Origin of the sequence: Pelomonas sp. Root405 (genome assembly GCF_001425165.1) — a bacterium.
In the GTDB taxonomy this organism is placed as follows: Bacteria; Pseudomonadota; Gammaproteobacteria; order Burkholderiales; family Burkholderiaceae_C; genus Pelomonas.
Genome location: NZ_LMDU01000014.1, coordinates 255,267 through 272,654, shown reverse-complemented (window position 1 = coordinate 272,654; position 17,388 = coordinate 255,267). Strand labels below are relative to the sequence as shown.

The window sequence follows — 17,388 nt, the reverse complement described above, 5'->3', positions numbered from 1 at the left end:
CAGGTGGTTGACCGTCGGGGCTGCATCGACAGTACGCGCGACCGGGCGCACGCCAGCGCCCGTGCTTGCGCAGCCGAAGCAACGCCAGCACAGAAGAATCTCGTGAAGGAAGAGAAGAGCCGCGCGCGCAGACCTGCGCGCGGGCGGTCAGGCGTCGGCCTGCTCCAGCGCCAGGGCGGCGCCCGACAGCGCGGCGAGCGTGTCGGTGATGAGAGCGGTCGGGATGCCCTCCAGATAGGACTGGAAGCGGCCCTTGGCCTCGAAGCGAGCCCGGAACTCAGACTGGAAGAAGCGCTCGCCCAGACGCGGCACGATGCCGCCGCCGATGAAGACGCCACCGCGCGAACCCAGCGTTAGGGCAACGCTCCCGGCAAAGCCGCCGAGCATGGCGCAGAAGACATCCAGCGTGCGCACGCAGGCCGGGGACTCGCCGCTCAGGCCGCGCGCGACGATCTGTTCGGTCGGCAGCGCGCTGACATCTTCACCTTCACCCAGCGCAGCCGCCACCGAGCGGCACAGCACCGGCAGGCCGATGCCCGACAGGAAGCGTTCGGCCGACACATGCGGGAACTCGCGGCGCGCGTGGCTCAACACGGCGCTCTCGAAATCGTCGGCTGGCGCCAGTGTGACGTGACCGCCTTCGCCCGGCAGCGCCAGCCAGCGGCCCGGCGCACGCACCACGCCACCGACACCCAGGCCCGTCCCCGGGCCGATGACGGCCATCACGGTGCCGGTGGCGACGCTGTCAACCGGCGGCGGCGGCGCGCCCCATGAACGCAACTGGTGCGACTTGAGGCGCGGCAACGACAGCGCCTGGGCTTCAAAGTCGTTCAAGCAGATCAGCGTCTGCAAACCCAGTTCGGCCTGGGTCTGAGCGCGCGAGAAGCCCCAGGCACCGTTGGTCAACTCGATCCGGTCATCAGTGATCGCCGTGGCGAGCGCAAGGGCGGCACTCCTGGGCGCGGCGCTGCCGGGCGCTTGACCGTCCACATAGGTTCGCACCGCCGCTGCCAAGCCCGCATGGCCCGCCACCGACAACACCCGCACGTCTTCCACCGCGGCGCCTGGGCCGGCCACGATGCCGAAACGGGCATTCGTGCCGCCGATGTCTGCCACCAGCCAGGGATAGACCGCGCTCATGCCCGGGCTCCGGAATCGAGGGGGCACGACAAGCTGTGGATATTCAGGAGGCGGACAGGGGCAAACACGGGTTCTGAAGGTGAAATTGGCGGCGCGGCGGACGGTAGCAAAACTACATGAAATCGACAATACAAATGCACCCTGGGTTTCGTTCCACTAGGGCGAAAACGGTTTCAGCGTTCATTGACCCAGTGATCGCCGCATGGAAACCGCGGTGTGTGAGCCGTAGTGCAGCTACAGCGCTTTTCAGCGCCATCACGAAGATCGCCTGCGAGGCGCGCCGGCTGACCCGCCAACGCATCTGCTGATAATCGACCGTTCATTCTCAGGTTCAGCCAGCCCCATGCCACGTTTCGACAGCCCCCGTCTGCTCGCCGATATCGGCGGCACCTATGCCCGTTTCACGCTCGAAACCGGCGCGGGCGAGTTCACGCAGCTGGCCTCGCTGCGCTGTGCTGACCATGCCGACTTCCATGCCGCCGTGCGTGCCTATCTGGAGTCGCTGAATTGGCAAGACGGTGGCACGCAGCAGATCGCGCACGCGGCCATCGCCATTGCCAATCCGGTGGAAGGCGACCGGGTGCGCATGACCAACTACCACTGGCAGTTCTCCATCGACGAGATGCGCCAGCGGCTGGGGCTGGACACCCTCGTCGTCGTCAACGACTTCACCGCGCTCGCCATGGCGCTGCCGCGGCTGGCGGAGGCCGACGTGCACCAGGTCGGGGGCGGCCAGGCACGGCGGCCCAGCGTCATCGGCCTGCTGGGTGCGGGCACCGGCCTGGGCGTGTCGGGGCTGATTCCGGCGGGTGAAGGCTGGATCGCCCTCGGTACGGAGGGCGGCCATGTCAACTTCGGCCCGCGCGACGAGCGCGAGATGGACATCCTCAAGTTCGCGTGGAAGACGCTGGACCATGTGTCTTATGAACGCCTGATCTCCGGCCCCGGCCTGGAGCTGATCTACCGCGCCCTGGCCGACCGCAACGGGGTGAGCGTGGACCCGCTGCAGGCACCCGCCATCACCCAGCGCGCGCTGGAGGACGGCGACGCCCTCTGCCTGGAGACGCTGGAAATCTTCTGCGGCCTGCTCGGCACGGCCGCCGCCAACCTGGCAGTGACGCTCGGATCGCTGGGCGGCATCTATATCGGCGGCGGCATCGTGCCGCGCCTGGGCGAGTATTTCGACCGCAGCCCGTTCCGCGAACGCTTCGAGGACAAGGGGCGTTTCCGCGAATACGTGTCGGCCATTCCGACCTTCGTCATCACCGCCGAGCACGCCACCTTCAAAGGCGCGTCGGCCATCCTCGAGAACCAGCTGCGCAACCTGCAGGCCTCGCCCGGCTCGGCCATCCTGGGCCAGATCCGGCGCGCGCGCAGCGAGTTGTCGCCGGCCGAGCTGCGCGTGGCCGACCTGGTGCTGGCCCAGCCGCGTTCGGTGCTGAACGATCCCATCGCCGAGATCGCCCGCGCCGCCGGCGTCAGCCAGCCGACCGTCATCCGCTTCTGCCGCTCGCTGGGCTGCGAGGGCCTGTCGGACTTCAAGCTGCGCCTGGCCTCGGGCCTGACGGGCACGGTGCCCGTCACGCACACGCAGGTCAACACCAACGACTCCATGCTGGAGCTGGGCGCCAAGGTGCTGGGCAACACGGCCAGCGCCATCCTGCAGGTGCGCAGCCACCTGAACCGCGACACCATCGACCGCGCCATCGACATGCTGCTGTCGGCACACCGCATCGAGTTCTTCGCGCTCGGCCATTACGGCGTCGTCGCCCAGGACGCGCAGTTCAAGTTCCTGCGCTTCGGCATGCCTTGCGGCGCCTACACCGATCCGCGCCTGCAACTGCTGGCCGCGGACGTGCTGCGCGAGGGCGACGTGGCCGTCGTCATCAGCAGCGGCGGCCGCCTGCCCGAGCTGTTGCAGGTGGTCGATAAAGCGCAGGAGCGCGGCGCCAAGGTCATCGCCATCACGGCCAGCCAGAGCCCGCTGGCCAAGAAGGCCGACCTGACGCTGATCGTCGACCACATCGAGGACATCGCCACGCACCTGCCCATGGTGAGCCGCATCCTGCATCTGCTGGTCATCGACATCCTGGCCGTCGGCGTGGCCATGCGCCGCAACCCCGACAGCATCGCCGCGCTGACCGCCGGCGCCAGCGAGGACGACGACGGCAAGGCCGGACGCGGTGCCAGCACGGCGGCGCCCGGCGTCAGCATGGCGTCGCCGCTGGCGCGGCTGACCTCGCACAGCCGTTGAGCGGGCAAGCCCTGACCCCAGCGTCGTGCGTGACTTTCGCCAAGTCGCGCTTCACCCAAGACGATGAGTCGACGGCGGCCGGCCCGGCTACCGTGCGACTGATACGCTAGCAACGCCATCGACCCATCGCGCCGACGCGAACCGAAGGGGCGAACAGACCCCATGAGTCCTGGGAGGGACATGAAAGCTTTTCTCAAACGCTGGCGCGTGCGCCTGATCGTCGTCGCCCTGCTCGCCGCCGGTGGCGCCGCCTGGTGGTTCACCCGCACCCCGCCCGCACCCCCTGCCCCTCCCACCGGCGTCGTCGCACTCGCCGATGTGTCCCAGACCGTGCAGGCCGCCGGCGTGCTGCAGGCCAAGACCCGCGTCGATGTCGGCGCCCAGGTCAGCGGCCAGATCCAGACCCTGCACATCCAGTTGGGCGACAAGGTCAGCAAAGGCCAGCTGCTCGTCAGCCTCGACCCCGAACTGGCCCGCAGCGACGTGGCCCAGGCCGAAGCCGCCGTCGCCCAGGCCGGCGCCGCCATCGACAGCCGCCGCATCGACGCCGAGTCGGCCCGCCGCGAGCTCAAGCGCCAGCAGCGCCTGCTGGCCGGCCAAGCCACTGCGGCCAACGAGGCCGAGAAGGCCGAGACCGAGCTGGCCAAGATCGAAGCCGACCTGCGCGGCCAGGCCGCCAACCTCGCGCGGCTGCAGGCCGACCTGGACAAGCGCAAGGTCAACCTTTCCTACACGCGCATCACCGCGCCCATGGACGGCACCGTCGTCAACCTGCCGGTGCAGGTTGGTCAGACGGTCATCTCGGTGCAGATCACGCCCATCATCCTGACGTTGGCCGACCTGGACACGATCACCGTGCGCACCAAAGTGCCCGAAGCCGACGTGCAGGCCGTCAAGGTGGGCCAGGTGGCCCGCTTCACCACGCTGTCGGGCGAGGGCAAGCGCTACGAGGGCAAGCTGCGCGTCATCCAGCCGGTGCCCGAGCGCGCCGGCAATGCCGTCTTCTACAACGTGCTCTTCGACGTCGACAACCGCGACCGCGCGTTGTTCAGCGACATGACGGTGCAGGTAGACATCGAGACCGGTGCCGTCAAGCAGGTGCCGACCATGCCCATCGTGGCCCTGGGCGAGCGGGGCAAGGATGGGCGCTTCACGGTGACGGTGCTGGACGCTGCCAACAAGCAGGCGCCGCGGCAGGTGAAAGTGGGGCTGCAGGATGGAGCGAGGGTTCAGGTGGTTGACGGCTTGAAGGCGGGCGAGAAGGTGTTGCTGGCGCCGCCAAGTGCGGTGGATGCGGCGGCGTCGGCGGCGAGCAGCTAATGGTTACCTTCTTGGGCGCCCAAGAAAGTGACTCGCCCGCGGGGGCGAAAACCGAAGGTTTCGGCGAAGCCAAATCCCCGCTGGTCCTGGGCGGCAAGCCAACGTTCACAGAGGCCTCCCCATGCCTCTGATCGAACTCAACAACGTCGCCCGCCACTACCAACTCGGCGAGATCGACGTCCCCGCGCTTGACGGCGTGACGCTGGCCATCGAGGCCGGCGAGTTCGTGGCCATCATGGGCCAGTCGGGCTCTGGCAAGAGCACGCTGATGAACGTGCTCGGCTGCCTGGACAACCCCACCCACGGCAGCTTCGTCATCGACGGCAAGGACGCGAGCACGCTCGGCGCCGACGAGCTGGCCGCACTGCGCCGCGAGCGCTTCGGCTTCATCTTCCAGCGCTACCACCTGCTTCCCCACCTGGACGCGCGCGCCAACGCCGCCCTGCCGGCCGTCTATGCCGGCGTGGGCACCGGCGCGCGCGGCGAGCGGGCGCGCGCATTGCTCGAACGCCTTGGGCTGGGCGACCGCCTGCATCACCGCCCCAACGAACTCTCAGGTGGACAACAGCAGCGCGTGTCCATCGCGCGGGCGCTGATGAATGGCGGCCAGATCATCCTGGCCGACGAGCCCACCGGCGCGCTCGACTCCGCCTCGGGCGCCGAGATGCTGCGTCTGCTGCGCGAGCTCAATGAGCGCGGTCACACCATCATCCTCGTCACACACGATGCCGCCGTGGCGGCCCATGCCCGCCGCGTCATCGAGCTGAAGGACGGCAAGGTCGTCGCCGACAACGGCACGCCGGCCGGGCATGTCGCGCCCGCCGAACCAACCAGCGACGCACCGCCCGTGAAGCGCAGCGCCTGGCCCGGCCGCTGGCTCGTGCAATGGCGTGAAGCGGTCGCCACGGCGCTGCTGGCGCTGCGCAGCAACCGGCTGCGCACGGCGTTGTCCATGCTCGGCATCAGCATCGGCATCGCCTCGGTGGTCAGCATCGTCGCGTTGACGACGGCAGCCCGTGACTCCATCGAGAGCAATGTCGCCAGCATGATGTCCGGCCGCATCCCGGTCTGGGCCGGCAACCCCTCGCTGCCGCCGGGCGTGCAGGCCAAACCCTTCCGGCCCAACGAGATCGACTCGCTGCGCGCGCTGGACGGCGTACGCGGCATCACGCTGAACCGGCAGATGCAGCTGACCGCCCATCACCGCTCCCGCGACGCAACGGTGCAGGCCGTGGCCGCCGACGCCAACACGCTCAAGGGCCGCAAGCTCAAGCTCGTGCAGGGGCGCTACTTCGGCGCTATGGACTTGGAGGCCCACAGCCAGGTGCTGGTGCTGGACGAGAAGGCGCGCGACGCGCTGTTCAAGAAGGGCCAGTCGCCCATCGGCCAAGTGGTGCTGCTGCAGCTGGGCGGTGGCCCGGCGGCCGGGCAGATGGCCGCGCCGCCCTCGGCTGCCCTGCCATTCACCGTCATCGGCATTGCCGCCGCAGACGGTGGCGCGATCAGCTTCAGCGGCGGCCAGAGCCAGCTCTACCTGCCGAACACGACGTTCGGGCGCAAGCTGGAGTCGCGCGCCGAGGTCTGGAGCTTTGATGTGCAACTGGACACCAGCGTGCCGCCGCAGCAGGTGCGCGAGCACGTCATCCACCGTCTGAAGGCCTTGCACGGTCGTGAGGACTTCAGCAGCTTCAACGCCGAAGAAGAGTTCCGCAAGTTCCAGCAGATCACCAGCGCGATGGCGGCCGTCTTCGCCGGCGTCGGTGCCATCTCGCTGCTGGTCGGCGGCGTGGGCGTCATGAACATCATGCTGGTGTCGGTGTCCGAGCGCACCCGCGAGATCGGCATTCGCATGGCCGTGGGCGCGCGCCAGGGCGACGTGCGGCTGCAGTTCCTCATCGAAGCCGTGGTGCTGTGCTGCCTGGGCGGTCTGGTGGGCGTGGGCCTGAGCTGGCTCGCCGCGCAAGGGCTGAACGCGGCGCAGAAGGAAGTCGTCGTGGTCGTCAGCTGGGCGGCGCTGGGCGTGGCCTTCGCGGTGTCCAGCCTGGTCGGCCTGGTGTTCGGCACCCTGCCCGCGCGGCGCGCGGCGGCATTGAGCCCCGTGGATGCGCTGGCGCGCGAATGAGCACGAGAGTGAACAAGATGAAGCTGACCACGATGGCCTTCGCCGCCCTGCTGCTCGCCGGCTGCGCGCACGGCCCCACTGCGCAGGCGCCTGAAGCTGCCTTGCCTTCGGGCTGGAGCGCCGCCGGCGGCGACGTCGGCCCCGACTGGGCCGGCCTGCTCGACCCGCAGCTGGCGGCGCTGCAGGACCGCGCACTGGAGGCCAACCGCGACATCGCCCGCGCCGCGCTCAGCTGGCGCCAGGCACAGTTGCTGGCCGACCAGAGCGCGCTGCGCTTCACGCCCAGCGCCAGCCTGTCGACCAACGCGAGCCGACCGGTGGAAACGCAGAGCAGCACCCGCAATGTCGACATCGGCGGCGGCATCACCGTGCCGGTGACGACGTCCACCGGCTGGAGTCGCAGTTATGGCGCCTCCGTCGGCGTCGGCTATGAGCTGGACCTGTGGGACCGCCTGGCGCAGACGACGGCCGCCCAGCGCGCCAATGCCGAGGCGGCGCGTACCGACATCGAGGCCGCCCGCCTGTTGATCCGTAGCCAGGTGGCCGAGGCTTACTGGACGCTGGCCGCCATCGGCGCGCAGCGGCCGCTGGCCGAAGCCCAGCTCGCGCTGACCCGTGAGACGCTGGACCTGACCCGCCAGCGCGTGCGCGAGGGCAAGCTGCTGCCCATCGAGCTCGACAAGATCGCCGTCAACCTGCAGGCCGCCGAGTCGCGCCTGGCCGACCTCACCGCCGACGCGCAGTTGCAGCGGCAGATCCTGGCCCTGCTGCTCGACGAGCCGCTGCCTGGCCCGTCGCCTGAAGCGGTGCTGCCCGCCGCCGATCCGCCGCGCTGGCGGCTGGCAGAGCCGGCCGAGGTACTGGCGCGTCGGCCCGACGTGCAGCGGGCCCGCCTGGGGGTTGATGCATCGCTCGCGCGACTGCGGGCCAGCGAGGCCGCGCGCTACCCGAGCCTGAGCTTTTCAGCAGGCCTCAGCACCGGCGGCAGCCATGCGCGCGACTGGCTGTCGCAGCCGCTGGCCTCGCTCGGGGCCAGCCTGGTCGTGCCGATGATCGACTGGCAACGCCTGGCCCTGCAGCGCGACGGCGCCCGCACCGAACTCGACCTGTCGGCGCTGGTGCTGCGCGACACGCTGCAGCGCGCGCTGGCCGACATCGAGACCCAGCGGATCGAAGCCGAGCGCGCCGCCCAGCAGCTTGACGCCAACGCCGGCCGGCTGCGCGAGGCGACCGAGAACGAGCGGCTTGCCGCCCTGCGCTACGAAGTGGGCGCCGTCGCTCGCGCCGATTGGTTGCAGACCCGCAGCGCAGTGCTGGACGCCGAGCAGGGACGCATCCGGCTGCGGCTGCAGCAGTGGTTGCGGCAGGCCGCCTTGTTCAAGTCGCTGGGCGGTGCCTGAGCAGCGCCATCAACGACCTGATTTACGCTGACGGCATGCACCCGATATTCGACCCTCGGCGACGTACGCTGCTGGCCGCGCTGGCCCTGCTCGGCGGCGGTGCCGTCGCCACTCGCACACATGCGGCCGTCGCGCTGCCCGTCCAAGGCTTCAAGGTCGTGCAGAGCTACCCGCACGACCCCGACGCCTTCACGCAGGGCCTGTTCTTCCACGCCGGGCATCTGTACGAAAGCACCGGCCTGCGCGGGCGCTCCACCATCCGCAGGGTCGAGATCACGACGGGCCGCGTGTTGCAGGCCGTCGACCTGCCACCGGAGGTGTTCGGCGAAGGCATCACGCGCTGGGGTGACCGCCTCATCGCCCTGTCCTGGCAGGAGCAGACCGCCTTCGTGCTCGACCTCAAGACCTTCAAGCTCTGGCGCAAGTTCAGCTATGCCGGCGAGGGCTGGGGCCTGGCGAACAGCGAGCGTGAGCTGATCATGAGCGACGGCACGGCCGAGCTGCGCCTCCTGGACCCGCTGACCTTCAAGGAGCTGCGCCGCCTGCGCGTGACCGCCGCAGGCCGGCCGGTGGCGCAGCTCAACGAGCTGGAGTGGGTGGACGGCCAGATCTGGGCCAATGTCTGGCAGACCGATCGCATTGCCCGCATCGACCCCAGCAGCGGCCGCGTGCTCGGCTGGATCGACCTGACCGGCCTGCTGCCGGCGGCACAGCGAACGGGCCATGACGACGTGCTCAACGGCATCGCCTACGACGCGGCGGCCAAGCGCCTGTTCGTCACCGGCAAGCTGTGGCCGCGGCTGTTCGAGATCCAGCTCACCCAGCCGCGCTGACGGGTCAGTTGCAGACGTCGCTGCCCTGGTCGAAAACGATCTCCCAGCCGCCGGCCGGCTTGCGCCTCCACACCGACTGGAAGCGCGCGACCGCCTTGCCATCGGGGCTGGTGACGGCCCGCTGCTCTGGGCCAGGTCGCCGCTGGGTAGCACGACGACGATGTCGGGCGCCCAGGAAAACGGGGCCTTGGGCCCTTCGAAGAACCGGGCCCAGCCCGCCATCACGGCGTCGGGCCCGTGCTGCGGCGTCCTGCCATTGAGCCAGATCGTGTCGGGCGCCAGATAACGCCGGAACGCAGCGGCGTCACGGTCCGCCATGGTCTTGGCGAAGGCCGTCTCGACGGCAGTGACCTCGGCGACGCGGCGGGCGATCTCGTCGGCACTTGGCCAGGCCTGGTTGGTGGCCGCACCCGCTGCGGCGGGCAGCGTGGCGGCGGCAAGCAGGGCGTGGCGGCGTGTGGTCATGGGCAGTCCTGGTCATGCAAGGGGAGCAGCATGCCTCGCACCGGTCGACCATGCCGCAAGTCATCCGGTGTTCATCCCGGCGAAGCACCCGGCAGGCGCCGCAGGTCGTCCAGCCAGGCGGCGTAGGCGGCCGCTCGCTCCTCGCCCTGCAGCCTTAGCAGGGCCGACGGGTGCAGCGTGATCAACACCGGGATGCCGTCCTCACGCTGCAGCCACTGGCCGCGCTCGCGCGTGACGGCCACCGGCCGCCCCAGCAGCGCGCGGGCGGCGGTGGCGCCGAGTGCGGCGATGGCACGGGGCCGCACGGCCTGGATCTCGCTTTCCAGCCAGTGGTTGCAGGCGGCCACTTCGCTCTGCGCCGGCGTCTTGTGCATGCGACGCTTGCCGCGCAGCTCGTACTTGAAGTGCTTGACCGCGTTGGTCACGTAGAGGTCTGCGCGGTCCAGCCCCAGCTCGCGCAGCGCCTCGTCCAGCAGCCGTCCCGCCGGGCCGACGAAGGGGTGGCCAGCCAGGTCTTCCTTGTCGCCTGGCTGCTCGCCCACCAGCATCAGCGGTGACTGGGGCGGCCCCTCGCCGAAGACGGTCTGCGTGGTGCCTTGCCACAGCGGACAGTCACGGCAGCCGGCGGCCGCCTCGCGCAATTGCTTGATCGTCGGGCGCATGCCGCCGCAGCGGCAAGACAGATGCCCGTCAGAAGGCGGCGATGCCCGTCTGCGCCCGGCCCAGGATCAGCGCATGGATGTCATGCGTGCCCTCGTAGGTGTTCACGACTTCCAGATTGACCAGATGGCGGGCGATGCCGAACTCGTCGGAGATGCCGTTGCCGCCGAGCATGTCGCGCGCCATGCGGGCGATGTCCAGGCTCTTGCCGCAGCTGTTGCGCTTCATGATGGACGTGATCTCGACTGCCGCCGTGCCCTCGTCCTTCATGCGGCCCAGGCGCAGGCAACCCTGCAGTCCGAGCGTGATCTCGGTCTGCATGTCGGCCAGCTTCTTCTGCACCAGCTGGTTGGCCGCCAAAGGTTTGCCGAACTGCTTGCGGTCCATCGTGTATCGGCGGGCCGTGTGCCAGCAGTCCTCGGCCGCGCCGAGCGCACCCCAGGCGATGCCGTAGCGCGCGCTGTTCAGGCAGGTGAACGGGCCCTTCAGGCCGCGCACGTCGGGGAAAGCGTTCTCCTCGGGGCAGAACACGCCGTCCATGACGATCTCGCCGGTGATGGACGCGCGCAAGCCCACCTTGCCGTGGATGGCCGGGGCGCTCAGGCCCTTGGCGCCCTTCTCCAGCACGAAGCCGCGGATCTGCCCACCGTCGTCCTTGGCCCAGGCGACGAACACGTCGGCGATGGGGCTGTTGGTGATCCACATCTTGCTGCCGGTCAGCTCGTAGCCGCCGTCGACCTTGCGGGCGCGGGTGACCATGGAGCCGGGGTCGGAGCCATGGTTGGGCTCGGTCAGGCCGAAGCAGCCGATCCACTCGCCGCTGGCCAGCTTGGGCAGGTATTTGCGCTTGGTCGCCTCGTTGCCGAACTCGTTGATGGGCACCATCACCAGCGACGACTGCACGCTCATCATGGAGCGGTAGCCCGAGTCCACGCGCTCCACCTCGCGGGCGATCAGGCCGTAGCTGACGTAATTCAGGCCGGCGCCGCCGTACTCGGCCGGGATGGTCGGGCCCAGCAGGCCCAGCTCGCCCATCTCGCGGAAGATGCCCGCATCGGTCTTCTCGTTGCGGAAGGCTTCCAGCACGCGCGGCCGCAGGCGGTCCTGGCAATAGGCGGCAGCCGCGTCGCGCACCATGCGCTCGTCATCCGAAAGCTGCTCGTTCAGCAGCAGCGGGTCGTCCCAGTGGAAGCTTGCCTTGGTGGCCATGTGCGGTCTCCTGAATCAGAAAGCGCCCGGCAGTCGGCGGGCGCAAGTGGGGCGAAGTTTCCGCCCGGTTGGCCATTCGTGTCCAATTCAAGAAACGACTTCGACGATTCGCAATGCCTATCGAGCCCGCCGCCACCCGTTCACTGGAATTCCGCCACCTGCGCTACTTCATCGCGCTTGCCGAGGAACTGCACTTCGGCCGCGCGGCCCAGCGGCTGGCCATCTCGCAGCCGCCGCTGTCGGTGGCCATCCAGCAGTTGGAAGCCAACGTCGGCGCCCGCTTGTTCGACCGCGACAGCAAGGGCGTGCGCCTCACGCCCGCAGGCGTCGCCTTCCGCAGCAGCGCGCAGGGCCTGCTCGACCGCGCCGAAGACGCCTGCGCCCTGGCCCGCGAGGTGCAGGCCGGCGAGGTGGGGCGGCTGCGGCTCGGCTTTGTCGGCTCCACGCTGTTCAACGGCCTGTCCGCCTGGCTGCAGGCATTCCAGGCCAGCCACCCCAAGGTCGAGGTCGTCGTCGTCGAGCTGAATTCCCAGGATCAGATCAACGCCTTGCTAGGCGAAGAACTCGATCTGGGCCTCGTCCATACCGACCGCCTGCCGCCCACGCTGATCTCGCAGCCGCTTTACAGCGAACCGTTTCTCGCCTGCCTGCCGGCCAACCACCCGGCGGCGAAGTTGAAGGAGATCCCGCTGGCCTTGCTGAGTGATCAACCCTTCATCCTGTTTTCCCGCAAGGGCTCACCCGACTATCACGCCCGCATCGTCGAGATCTGCCGCCAGCACGGCTTCTACCCGCGGCTGCAGCACGAGGGTCGGCATTGGCTGTCGGTGGTGTCGCTGGTGGCGCAGGGGATGGGGGTGTCCATCGTTCCGGCGGCATTTCAGCGATCGGGCATACAGGGCGCCACCTTCAGGCCGCTGGCCGAAGCCATTGAATCCTCGGCGGTGTTTGCGGCATGGAGGCAAAACTCGGCCGACCCATTGATTCAGCGCTTTCTTTCGATGCGCACAATCCCTAATTTGTTGATTTAACCAATCTCACACGGACGTGTAACTTTATTCAGATGAATTAAAATCAAAGCAGGCGCAGATTAATATAAACATGCTGCAACAAATGGTTTCAAAGTCGAAACTATCTTTTGAATTAGGGCTTGCCCGCGCGGCTGTGGCGGGAGTCGCCGCGTCGTCAATTGCCGGTTGCGGAGGGGGCGGTGGCAGCGCGGCGGCCCCCGGCCTGCAGACCGCCGCCGAACACGCAGCACCGGGCCCGACCATCGTGACGGCAAGCGTCTACCCCGCCGTTGCGGGTCTGGTCTTCGTTGAGTACGACGCCGACGGCAACGAGCTTCAGAAATCGGCGCCGACGCAAGCAGACGGCAGCTTCAGCCTTACCGGTCCGTTGTCCGGAACGCGGCTACAAGCGCTCGGAACGCCGTCCGGGGCCACGGTGGCCCCGCTGTACTCGACGCAGCTGCGCGCGGCATCACTGACGGCCTCCCGGTTGCAGGTCACCGCGCTGACCACCTGGCACGACCAGTTGCGCAAGCACGGTGTGGCGGAGGAGGAGGCAGCGAACCGCGTCGTCTCGCTGGTGGCCGGAAACTGCCTGGCGCAGTTCGATCCGACCGATGGCCAGCAGGCTGGCGCCCTGCATGCCGACATGATCGTGCCTGCCCATAACCATGACTGGCTGCTCAGCGCCGTCTCGGCTTATCTGCAGTCTGCTCGGGCGATCGGCCTCGGCCCGCAGGTCGACTTCAACGGTTGGAATAAGGTGCTGGACAAGCGTGGTGAGCTGCTCGCCCAGCTGTGTCAGTACGCGTCCTCCGTCTCTGCTGCCAGCTGGAAGGAAAAACAGGCGCTGCGCGTGCAGACGGAAGCCAAAGTTGCTGCCGTTGACAACGCGCGGCTGGATGCGGCCATCTCCGAAGCCAGAACCCAGGGGCTCGCATTGCTGGCCCGACGCATCCAACTGCTTGAGTATCCCGATCAGACGGCAGTTCTGCTACCGCAGACCACCGCCGTGCAGGGGCAGGAAATGTCCCTGGCCTCCAACTTCGTCATGGCCCAGTACAAGCTGCAGGCGTCGACAACCAAATCGCAGGCGCTTGTGGCCCCGCCGACGCCCATGCTGCTGGGCGTCACCTCGACCGGTCAAATCGTCGGCGCGGTTCAAGCGAGCGCCACGCCCACGGTGGACGCAACCGCGCTGCTGCGGCTGTCGAACCGCGGTGGTGAGGACAAACGGGTGGGCCTCACCCTCAACGGGCAGAACATGGCCGACCTCGGTGGCGTGCTGGAGCATATTCTTGCGCTGCCGGTGGCCCACACCGGCGAACCGCTGTATCGCAAAGCCTGGCGCTACGTCATCGCCCAGCGGCAACGCACCGTGCCTGTGGCCATCGGCAATTTCCAATACCAGCCCGACCTGTGGCTGCGCTCCGTCGGTTCCAGCTACTGTGAGGCGCAGGCCACCGCGCTTCACTTCATCTGGAAGGCCATGGGGTACGAGGCTCGCGTCATTGGGCTTACCGGTCACGTCGTTCCCGAGGTCAGGATCGACGGCCGTTGGCAGGTGTTCGACCCCTACCTCGCCACCTACTACACGGATCGGGGCGGAGCGAACATCGTCGGCGTCAGCGAACTGCAGCAGGACACCAGCTTGGTCAGCAATCCGGCGACGCCGCTGCTGCCCTTGCCGGATACGGCTTACTCCCAACTTGTCGCCGACTTCTACGGCAGCACCGACGACAACTTTCCGTTGTCCTCCGTGATGACGCCCACGGTGCAGCCCATGGGCAACGAGCTGCAGGTCCCCGCAGGCGGGTATGTCGATTTCGACGCTTCCGCAGGTCTGGCGCGTCCGTCGACGGAACCCGGTCATCAGGTCAGCATGGCCCAGCTGAGGCTGTGGGTGCCGCCGGGCTACAAAGGCGTCATCAAACTGCCGTTGCTGCTCGTGGACGTCAAGGGCGTTGGTCAGGTGACGATGTTCGGGCGCAGCCTCGACCCCTCGGTCACCAACGTCGGCGCCCTGCTGAACGACTTCCTGTTGCTGAGCAATTCGGAGGTCGGCGTGAGTGAACTGGTCATCGACTCCGTCGGCACAGGCGGACTCACGCTGACGCTTATGCTCAACCCGCTGTATTTCAGCAACAGGCAGCATCTGACCGTCCGCGCCTTCGGCCCCGATGTCAAGGGGCTGAGCTTCGACGGCGAGGCGACAGCCATGCCCGCGCAGCCCCTGTAGCCGGCTCAATGACCGGGGTCGACCTGAGCGCTGCACTTGTCTTTGGATCCGGTGCGTGTCTCCATGTCGGATGACGCAGCGAACGACACCCATGATGGCAGCAGCTTGGTGTGCTACTTGCCGCCTTGATCAGTCCGGCGGCCTGCGGCGGCGGTTGCGGCTCCTCCGGCGGCAGTCACGCACCCATCCCGTCGCCTGCACTGGCGCGGCGCTCCCGCGCCAGTGCCTGCACCCACTGCACGACACTGGCCGCGCCCAACCGCCCGCTTCCCCTTCCCCGGCTTTGGCGCCCCGGCCATCGCCCGCGCCTGCGCCAGGCGCCGCTCCGCAAATTGACATGTTCAACACGCGCATTGACGATGTGCAGGGCTTCCCCGTGCACGCCAGCAGCGCGACCGGATCAGCAACATCAGCACAGCGCGAGCTTTCCGCCCCGACTGGGGCGCCAGCGAGAACCCGCAGCAACCGGCCGACTACTATGTGCGGGGCGAGCCAGCGCGCTGTGGCAGGACGGCATGATTCGCCCATCTCAAGACGCTGCGCGCGCCGGATTTCTGGTCCGTCTACATGGGCACCACCACTTTGACAGCCAGTTAGGCGCGAATTCGTTCCACGCGAGCTGGTAGCGCTCAGCCCGGCGCACTGGCAGCCCGGGCGACCAGCAGCGCGTCCACCGCGGCAAAGTCCACCGGCTTGACCAAGTGATGGTCGAACCCCGCCTCGGCGGACAGCCGGCGGTCGTCGGCTTGGCCCCAGCCGCTGGTGGCGATCATCAGCGCGTCGCGGCCCCAGGGCGTCTGGCGCACCTTGCGGCACACCTCGTGGCCATCGAGGCCCGGCATGGCGATGTCCAGCAGCATGACCTGTGGCCGAAACGCCTGCGCGATCTCGAAAGCCTCGCGCCCGTTCACGGCGGTGCGCACCTCATTGCCGTTGATGGCCAGCAGCAGCGACAGGCTCTCCGCCGCGTCGGCGTTGTCGTCGGCCACCAGCACGCGCAGGCCGGACGCCACCCGGACCGCCGCCGCCGCCGTGCCCGCATCAGGCAGAACCAGCGCCTGCCCGCCCAGCGGCAGCCTCACGACGAACTCGCTGCCCTGGTTCGGGCCGGCGCTATGGACCGCCACGCTGCCGCCGTGCCGCTCCACCAGTTGCCGCACCAGGGTCAGGCCGATGCCCAGCCCGCCGCCGACATGCGCGTGCGAACGCTGCACCTGCGTGAACATGTCGAACACGCGGTCCAGCATCTCGGGCGGGATACCGATGCCGTCGTCCCGCACCGTCAGCACCGCTGCCCCGTCTTCGCAGCTCAGGCCCACCTCCACCGTGCCACCTCGCGGCGTGAACTTGGCAGCGTTGTTGATCAGGTTGGACAGCACCTGGATGAGCCGCGTCTCGTCGGCCTCCACCACGCAATCCTGCGCCGGCAAGGTGGACAGCAGCCGGTGACCGGCCTGTTCCACGCCGGGGCGGCTGGCCTCCACGGCCTGGCGCACCACACCCAGCAACGACAGCGGCTCGCGCTTGAGCTCGACGATGCCGCGCGTCAGGCGCGACAGGTCCAGCAGGTCGTCGATGAGCCGCACCATCTGCACCACCTGGCGCTCGATGATGCCGCGGCTGGACGCCAGGATGTGCTCGCTGTGCTGGCCGTGCTGTTGCAACGCCAGCGCATTGCTGATGGCCGCCAGCGGGTTTCGCAGCTCGTGTGCCAGCGTCGCCAGGAACTCGTCCTTGGCGCGGTTGGACTCGGCCAGCGCGCGCGACAGCTCGCGGTAGCGCGCCTCGTTGGCGCGCAGCGCAGCGTCGGCCCGCTCACGGTCGGTCACGTCGGCGCCCTCGACGAAAATGCCCGTCACGCGCCCGTCCTTGCCCTTGATCGGCTGGTAGACGAAGTCGACGAAGCGCTCGGTCGCCGGCTCGCCCGGGCGGCTCTGCGACATGAACTTGGCGCCCGTGGCGATGTAGGCCTCACCGCTCGCATAGACGCGGTCCAGCAGCCCGCCGTAACCCTGCGCCACTGCGTCGGGCATGGCCTCAGCCAGCGTTTGGCCCACCACCTCGCGGTCCACCAGCTTCAGGTAGCTGGGGTTGGCGATCTCGAACTTGTGCTGGGGGCCGCTGAGCAGCGCCATGAAGGTGGGCGCCTGCTCGAAGAGCTGGCCGAGCTGGTCGCGCTCGGCGGCAATGCGCTGGTGGGCCAGCACCTGCTCGGTCGTCTCGGTGCACACCACCAGCACACCGCCGATGCCGTTCGGGCTGTCCTCGTCGTCGATGGGGCTGTAGCTGTAGGTCCAGTACACGTCCTCGCGCTGGCCGTGGCGCGTGATCGGCACCAGGTGGTTCACGTTCCACGTCGCGCCGCGGCCCTCGCGCACCTGCTCGATCTGCGGGCCGATGATGGGCCAGATCTCGTCCCACACCTCGCGCGCCGGCCGGCCCAGCGACCCCGGGTGGCGCTCGGGGCCGATGCACTCACGGTAAGCGTCGTTGTAGAGGCAGGCGCCCTCGGGGCCCCACCAGATGTACATCGGGTGGCCGGTGTTCAGGATCAACCGCACCATCGCGCGCAGCGGCTGCGGCCAGGCCTGCGGCGGGCCCAGCGGCGAATGGGTCCAGTCGTGCGCCCGCATCAGCGCGCCCATTTCGCCGCCACCGGCCAGGAAGGCGGGCGAAGCGGGGGCGGCGTCGTGCGCGGTGAGCGTATTCAAAGGGGCTTGCATCGTCCTGCGGCGT

General features: G+C 68.7%; 11 protein-coding genes and 1 pseudogene. 7 read left to right on the top strand and 5 right to left on the bottom strand.

Features of this window, described 5'->3' with window-relative positions; genetic code table 11:
* Nucleotides 1-147 precede the first annotated feature (147 nt).
* Nucleotides 148-1,140, bottom strand: a complete 993-nt coding sequence (glk, locus tag ASC81_RS19205) for a glucokinase (protein WP_056270599.1) — start codon at nt 1,138-1,140, stop codon at nt 148-150.
* Between the two features lie 343 nt (nt 1,141-1,483).
* On the opposite strand from glk, the gene ASC81_RS19200 reads away from it, so the two are divergent.
* The 5 genes from ASC81_RS19200 (at nt 1,484) to ASC81_RS19180 (ending at nt 9,069) form a co-directional block, all read left to right on the top strand.
* Nucleotides 1,484-3,394 (top strand): glucokinase, encoded by a 1,911-nt coding sequence (locus ASC81_RS19200; RefSeq protein WP_056270596.1) that lies wholly within the window; start codon nt 1,484-1,486, stop codon nt 3,392-3,394.
* A 180-nt stretch (nt 3,395-3,574) separates the two neighbouring features.
* Nucleotides 3,575-4,714: an efflux RND transporter periplasmic adaptor subunit gene (locus tag ASC81_RS19195; protein WP_056270594.1), complete on the top strand. Its 1,140-nt coding sequence runs from the start codon at nt 3,575-3,577 to the stop codon at nt 4,712-4,714.
* A 121-nt stretch (nt 4,715-4,835) separates the two neighbouring features.
* On the top strand, nt 4,836-6,836 hold the full coding sequence (locus ASC81_RS19190) for an ATP-binding cassette domain-containing protein (RefSeq protein WP_056270591.1): 2,001 nt from the start codon (nt 4,836-4,838) through the stop codon (nt 6,834-6,836).
* A gap of 17 nt (nt 6,837-6,853) precedes the next feature.
* Entirely contained in the window at nt 6,854-8,236 is a 1,383-nt protein-coding gene (locus ASC81_RS19185; RefSeq protein ID WP_162253765.1) for a TolC family protein, read from the top strand.
* 35 nt (nt 8,237-8,271) lie between these two features.
* Nucleotides 8,272-9,069, top strand: a complete 798-nt coding sequence (locus ASC81_RS19180) for a glutaminyl-peptide cyclotransferase (RefSeq protein WP_056270586.1) — start codon at nt 8,272-8,274, stop codon at nt 9,067-9,069.
* Between the two features lie 177 nt (nt 9,070-9,246).
* On the opposite strand, the pseudogene ASC81_RS28305 reads toward ASC81_RS19180, so the two are convergent.
* From ASC81_RS28305 to ASC81_RS19170, 3 genes and pseudogenes are all read right to left on the bottom strand, one after another.
* A pseudogene (locus tag ASC81_RS28305) lies at nt 9,247-9,387 on the bottom strand (nuclear transport factor 2 family protein); the annotation flags it as partial.
* Between the two features lie 218 nt (nt 9,388-9,605).
* Nucleotides 9,606-10,196 (bottom strand): UdgX family uracil-DNA binding protein, encoded by a 591-nt coding sequence (locus tag ASC81_RS19175; RefSeq protein WP_056270583.1) that lies wholly within the window; start codon nt 10,194-10,196, stop codon nt 9,606-9,608.
* A gap of 28 nt (nt 10,197-10,224) precedes the next feature.
* Nucleotides 10,225-11,403, bottom strand: coding sequence for an acyl-CoA dehydrogenase (locus ASC81_RS19170; protein WP_056270580.1), 1,179 nt, complete (start codon nt 11,401-11,403; stop codon nt 10,225-10,227).
* Nucleotides 11,404-11,546: 143 nt separating this feature from the next.
* Between ASC81_RS19170 and ASC81_RS19165 the strand changes: the two genes are divergently transcribed.
* Nucleotides 11,547-12,434, top strand: a complete 888-nt coding sequence (locus ASC81_RS19165) for a LysR family transcriptional regulator (RefSeq protein ID WP_056271789.1) — start codon at nt 11,547-11,549, stop codon at nt 12,432-12,434.
* A gap of 70 nt (nt 12,435-12,504) precedes the next feature.
* Nucleotides 12,505-14,652, top strand: coding sequence for a transglutaminase-like domain-containing protein (locus ASC81_RS19160; protein ID WP_156392303.1), 2,148 nt, complete (start codon nt 12,505-12,507; stop codon nt 14,650-14,652).
* A 629-nt stretch (nt 14,653-15,281) separates the two neighbouring features.
* On the opposite strand, the gene ASC81_RS19155 is transcribed toward ASC81_RS19160, so the two are convergent.
* Entirely contained in the window at nt 15,282-17,363 is a 2,082-nt protein-coding gene (locus ASC81_RS19155) for an ATP-binding protein (protein ID WP_056270574.1), read from the bottom strand.
* Nucleotides 17,364-17,388 lie beyond the last annotated feature (25 nt).

Bases quoted from the DNA above. Each gene is read 5' to 3' on its own strand.
- glk (WP_056270599.1), bottom strand. From the start codon at position 1,140: ATGAGCGCGGTCTATCCCTGGCTGGTGGCAGACATCGGCGGCACGAAT.
- ASC81_RS19200 (WP_056270596.1), top strand. From the start codon at position 1,484: ATGCCACGTTTCGACAGCCCCCGTCTGCTCGCCGATATCGGCGGCACC.
- ASC81_RS19195 (WP_056270594.1), top strand. From the start codon at position 3,575: ATGAAAGCTTTTCTCAAACGCTGGCGCGTGCGCCTGATCGTCGTCGCC.
- ASC81_RS19190 (WP_056270591.1), top strand. From the start codon at position 4,836: ATGCCTCTGATCGAACTCAACAACGTCGCCCGCCACTACCAACTCGGC.
- ASC81_RS19185 (WP_162253765.1), top strand. From the start codon at position 6,854: ATGAAGCTGACCACGATGGCCTTCGCCGCCCTGCTGCTCGCCGGCTGC.
- ASC81_RS19180 (WP_056270586.1), top strand. From the start codon at position 8,272: ATGCACCCGATATTCGACCCTCGGCGACGTACGCTGCTGGCCGCGCTG.
- ASC81_RS19175 (WP_056270583.1), bottom strand. From the start codon at position 10,196: ATGCGCCCGACGATCAAGCAATTGCGCGAGGCGGCCGCCGGCTGCCGT.
- ASC81_RS19170 (WP_056270580.1), bottom strand. From the start codon at position 11,403: ATGGCCACCAAGGCAAGCTTCCACTGGGACGACCCGCTGCTGCTGAAC.
- ASC81_RS19160 (WP_156392303.1), top strand. From the start codon at position 12,505: ATGCTGCAACAAATGGTTTCAAAGTCGAAACTATCTTTTGAATTAGGG.